Here is a 5,208-nt window from a genome sequence, read left to right as displayed (position 1 = left end):
CCGCGCAGTTCTACGCGGAGCATGTGCTGCCGCAGGCGCCGGCGCTCGAAGCGTCGATTGTCAGCGCGAAGGGCGGCGAGGGCGTGCTGGCGTTGTCGGAAGATCAGTTCTGACGCGACGCTCGCGGCCAGATGTTTCGGCCTGAAGACAAACGGCGCCTTGTGAGGCGCCGTTTGTCTTTGTTGCAGCGGTTTGCGCGATGATCGATCAGCGCACCCGCTTGCCAGGCGCCAAGCGCGGTGCGCTTGGCGCTCCGTCTCAAGCATAAGCCGGACGAGGCGTGCCGTTGATCTCGCCGAGATAGCGATGCACCGACAGATCGTCCGCCTTGATGGCCGGCTGCCTGCCCGACATCACGTCGGCCAGCAACTGGCCCGAGCCGCACGACATGGTCCAGCCCAACGTGCCGTGGCCCGTGTTCAGGAACAGGTTCGGCACAGGAGTGCGGCCGACGATCGGCGTGCCGTCCGGCGTCATCGGACGCAGACCGGTCCAGAACGCGGCCTTCGACGTATCGCCGCCGCCTGGGAACAGGTCGTTCACGCACAGTTCCAGCGTGTCGCGGCGCGCCTCGCGCAACGACTTGTCGAAGCCGACGATCTCCGCCATCCCGCCGACGCGAATCCGGTTGTCGAAACGCGTGATCGCGATCTTGTAGGTCTCGTCGAGCACGGTCGACACAGGCGCGGCAGCTTCGTTGACGATCGGCGCGGTGATCGAATAGCCCTTGAGCGGATAGACCGGAATCTTCACCAGGCCCGCGAGGAACTGCGTCGAGTACGACCCCAGCGCGACGACGAACGAATCCGCGCGCACCAGTTCGCCGCCGCACCGCACGCCGGAGATACGGTCGCCCGCCATCGCGAGTACGTCGATCGGCGTGTTGTAGCGGAATTTGACGCCCAGCTGCTCAGCCAGCGCGGCGAGGCGCGTGGTGAACATCTGGCAGTCGCCGGTTTCGTCGCCCGGCAGGCGCAGGCCGCCGGTCAATTTGTGCGACACCGCGGCGAGCGCCGGTTCGGCTTGCGCGAGTTCAGCCGGCGACAGCAGTTCATACGGCACGTTGGCTTCCTGCAGCACGGCGATATCCTTCGCGGCGCCGTCGAATTGCTGCTGCGTGCGGAACACCTGCAGCGTGCCGCCGGTGCGGCCTTCGTACTGGATGCCGGTTTCGGCACGCAGTGCTTGCAGGCAGTCGCGGCTGTATTCGGCGAGGCGGACCATGCGGCCCTTGTTCACCGCGTAACGCGGCGACGTGCAGTTTTGCAGCATCTGCCACATCCATTGCAACTGGAATTGCGTGCCGTCGAGACGGATCGCCAGCGGCGCGTGCTTCTGGAACATCCACTTGACGGCCTTCAGCGGCACGCCAGGCGCGGCCCATGGCGACGCATAGCCCGGCGAGATCTGGCCGGCATTGGCGAAGCTGGTTTCGAGCGCCGGGCCGGCCTCGCGGTCGATCACGGTCACTTCATGACCCGCGCGCGCCAGGTAATACGCAGTCGTCACCCCGACGACGCCACTGCCCAAAACGACGACTCGCATAGCTGCTCCAGGATATTCAGAATAGGTAGGAGGGCGCTGCGCTCGTCGATTCGTTCGATTTCATTCGATTCACGATGTGTAACGCGGTTCGCCCAGTGTTAACCGCTATACTATTAACAGTGAAGTAGATTTTGTTATTGTATTTTCAAGATTTTCAGCAAAAAAACCATGCGTACACAGCGCCAACCGGTCCGGTCCCTCGACAAACTCGATCACAAGATCCTGCGTCTGCTGCAACAGGATGGCCGGATGGCCATGAAGGATCTCGCGGAACAGGTCGGGCTGTCGGTTACGCCGTGCATCGAACGGGTCAAGCGGATGGAGCGCGACGGCGTGATCACCGGCTATCACGCGCGCGTGAACCCGGCTGAGTTGGGCGCGGCGCTGCTGGTGTTCGTCGAGATCACGCTGGATCACAAAAGCGGCAACATGTTCGACCAGTTCCGCCGTGAGGTGCAGAAGATCCCCGAGGTGCTGGAATGCCATCTCGTGTCGGGCGACTTCGACTATCTGATCAAGGCGCGCATTGGCGAAATGGCCGATTACCGGAAGCTGCTCGGCGACATCCTGCTGCAATTGCCCGGCGCGGTGCAGTCGAAGAGCTACGTGGTGATGGAGGAAATCAAGGAGACGTTGACGATCGCGGTAGGGGACTAGGCAGGCGCGTAGCCGCCGCGACGTTGGGCTCGACAAACGGCGTAAACACTGTATATTTATACAGGTGTTTTGCGCCGTTTATGTTTTCGCGTGACCCAGCCCGTGACTAACTCCGATACCCGTTCCGCTCAAGAATTTCCGATCGCGCCGCCCGCGCCTCGCAAGGGGCGCGGGGCGGTGACGAACCTGCAAGGACGCTATGAAGTCGACCAGCGCGAGGCGGTGGACGACGGCTGGCTGCCGGCGGCGGAAGAAGAGGGTCATGAGCCCAAGGCCTTGCGCACGCAGGTCTTTGAGGAGCGCGCCAAGACCATTCTCACGCGTAACGCGTCGCCGGATATTCCATTCAGCGTGTCGCTGAACCCGTATCGCGGCTGCGAACACGTTATACGACATTCAATGTGTGCCCCGATCTGATCCTTGGCAAAGGTTAGCCTTTGATGTATTTCTAAATAGGGCAAGCGCGCAGCGCGCGTCAGGCCCGAGTGTGGTCAAGTCGCGCACCCGAAGGGCCATCCACAGCGTTCTGCTGTGGGTGGGCGATCTTGTCCACACGGGGATCAACCACTGCGTGCCCTTTTCGATTAAAGGGGGCGAAACGGCGTGTCGTCCACTGATCTGGATGCGAACATTGACGAAGACGTTTGCGAGTGGCGCGTAGTTAGGGCGAGAGATACATCCGGTTGGCATCTGCAGCAAAAAAATATCTTTAATTCTTTCCTTCCACCCGGATTTCCGATCTTATTGGACGAGCGGTCGGGAATCGTCTGCGAACCTGTGTTGTTGTACTTGTACGATCAATTTGTAAAAAGGGGTATTTCTAATTTTGTTCGAAATACCGCATGGGCGTACGCGTGCGACTTAAAGCACTGGCTGGATCACCTAGAAGAGTTCGGTAAAACGTGGACGCAGGTTACGCAATTCGATCTGGACTCCTATCTGAAATTTCTAGATGGTGCGAGTTCGCCCCTTACAGGGAGAACCTACAGTACTCGAACGAAAGAACGGCGACGAATAGCGATTGCCCAATTTTATGCGTGGTGGCGTGAGCAGGGTCTCGTCGCCAACGACGCTGGCGACAAAGCTCTCGTTCGCGTTTCATCAGAAAACAAGCGGCGAAGGCTCCTGGCGAAGGAAAATAAGCGTGTTTCGGTACTTCAGAAGAATCAAGCATCCGAACTCTTCGCGCGGTTTGGTCCGGTACCGAGCGAGTGGTCTTGCCATAAGCCAGACGCCACGTCGCGTGATCGTCTATACGCTGATATCGCGCTTTACGCTGGACTTCGAATATCTGAAGTCCGTAGTCTGAAGACTTCGGACTTCCGGGGTTTTCGAAATGCTGATATCCCGGACTACGCACGCAAGTCTGTTTCTATTGTCGGAAAGGGAGGCGTGTGGCGTAACGCGAAATTCCCTGGTCGACTGATTCACCAAATCCTCGCATATATAGACGGGGAGCGAGCGTACATTGTCAATCGCGCTGGAGCCCGATCTACCGAGGCCTTGATTCTGAATCCATTGTCGGCGAATAGCTATGCAGGTCGGCAACCATCTGTGCGCACCATCGAGCGCAGATTTGCTGCTGCGTGCGTCGACGCGGGGTTGTTCAGAGTGGAGACTATTGAGCGCCTTGATTGGGGGGCGAAGGGTGATGTGCAGACAAACACAACAAGGTTCAACGTACCTCTTTTCGTTTTTCATGACCTAAGACACACATACGCTGTGTGGACGTACTACATCCGAAAGAGGTATGAAGAGGAGCCGTGGTTGGATATCTCAGCATGTCTTGGACATGCAAACGTCGAAACCACAATACGTATATATCTACGTTGCGCGAACGAATTTGAAGCAGAGGTTAGCGACACATATATGGAGGCAATAAATGCCAAATAAGACTCGGTCCTTGCTCTACGCTCAACTCTCAGAGCAGCAAAAACGGGTACTGAAAGATCCAAGTTGCGAAATCGTGCTCAATGACGTTTTCGATAGCTATACCGGGCCGAGAGACAATTTGCCTTTTTTTCAGCTAGCGTTAAAAGATCTACGATTAGCTGTCGCGTCGATTCGAATGGGAGCAGCCCTTACAGTCGCGTTTATACGCTGGTCCAACGGCGCGAACCGCAATTCAAAACGAATCTTCGCAAGCGTTGTTTCCCAGTTAAAAAATGGCTTCTTACCTTTCCTACACCAAACGAATCGATCCACTGTCGAACTTGCGTCGATAGGCAAGGACGATATAGCGCAGTTCCTTAAATGGCTAACATCGACAAAATTATCAATAAATACGCAACGTAGATACTATGGTGCTGTCAGAATGCTTCTTGAAGAACTCAAAAATCACGATGAGACCCGCACACTTCTGAGTGGTAACCTTATTTTTCCCAATCACCCTTTTCCTGATGCGCACCATACTACGAAAACGACTGAACGGCTTGACGATGTAACGTTTCGTCAGCTTATCGATGCATGCAAGGCAGAGATCAAGGAAATTACGGCTTCTTTGTGCGTAGCATGGAATTGCTTTGATTCTGAAATATATACGTTGCCTGACGAAAGCCGAAAGGGACGCGGTCGTTATCATGATATTCGTGCGGTTTGGAGCTGGATTCACCTGCATCTGAAAAAGAACGGCGGCATCGTGCCATCGCTTGACAAGTTAAGAATGCTAAATCCAGATTTAAGGCAAGCGATTATTGAAATTCATGGATACGCCGCCGCAGTTCGTCCGTTTTATCCATGGGTTTCCGATCTGTTTCCGTTTGTGGTTTTACAAGCGATTTACTCACAGGCGAATGCGGGCCCGCTACGCTCATTGCAGCAGGATGCCATATATGAGCAGGAGGTGCTCGGTACCCGCCGGATCGTCTACAAGTTTGTAAAAAATGGTGGACATATTGCGTATTTCGGCGAACGTGACCGCCGATTTCGGGAACGTGACCGATTCGGCGGGTTTGGGCGTTGCGCGGTGTTGATTGTAGATTTCCTTGTCAGTTTTGGTCGAGTTCG

The 5,208-nt window shown here is 56.2% G+C and carries 5 protein-coding genes and 1 pseudogene; 5 read left to right on the top strand and 1 reads right to left on the bottom strand.

Annotation, left to right across the window (positions count from 1 at the left end):
* Positions 1 to 113 (top strand): acyl-CoA dehydrogenase C-terminal domain-containing protein (locus HV744_RS36970; RefSeq protein ID WP_217469218.1); only part of this gene is annotated, 113 nt, incomplete at its 5' end.
* Positions 114 to 258: 145 nt separating this feature from the next.
* Here the strand turns inward: HV744_RS36970 and HV744_RS36000 are convergent.
* Positions 259 to 1,545, bottom strand: a complete 1,287-nt coding sequence (locus HV744_RS36000) for a D-amino acid dehydrogenase (protein WP_175154006.1) — start codon at positions 1,543 to 1,545, stop codon at positions 259 to 261.
* A gap of 168 nt (positions 1,546 to 1,713) precedes the next feature.
* On the opposite strand from HV744_RS36000, the gene HV744_RS35995 reads away from it, so the two are divergent.
* The 4 genes and pseudogenes from HV744_RS35995 to HV744_RS35980 all read left to right on the top strand — a co-directional run.
* On the top strand, positions 1,714 to 2,202 hold the full coding sequence (locus HV744_RS35995; RefSeq protein ID WP_035547518.1) for an Lrp/AsnC ligand binding domain-containing protein: 489 nt from the start codon (positions 1,714 to 1,716) through the stop codon (positions 2,200 to 2,202).
* A 102-nt stretch (positions 2,203 to 2,304) separates the two neighbouring features.
* Positions 2,305 to 2,586 (top strand): annotated as a pseudogene (locus HV744_RS35990) (PA0069 family radical SAM protein); the annotation flags it as partial.
* Between the two features lie 219 nt (positions 2,587 to 2,805).
* Positions 2,806 to 4,095 carry a tyrosine-type recombinase/integrase gene (locus tag HV744_RS38660; protein WP_175154005.1) on the top strand — a complete coding sequence of 430 codons (1,290 nt, stop codon included), beginning with the start codon at positions 2,806 to 2,808 and terminating at the stop codon, positions 4,093 to 4,095.
* A partial coding sequence (locus HV744_RS35980) for a hypothetical protein (RefSeq protein ID WP_175154004.1) occupies positions 4,085 to 5,208 on the top strand: 1,124 nt, incomplete at its 3' end. The genes HV744_RS38660 and HV744_RS35980, both read left to right, overlap by 11 nt.

Source organism: Paraburkholderia ultramafica (genome assembly GCF_902859915.1).
In the GTDB taxonomy this organism is placed as follows: Bacteria; Pseudomonadota; Gammaproteobacteria; order Burkholderiales; family Burkholderiaceae; genus Paraburkholderia; species Paraburkholderia ultramafica.
The sequence above is the reverse complement of the archived record's forward strand: the minus strand, read 5'-3'. Positions and strand labels throughout refer to the sequence as shown.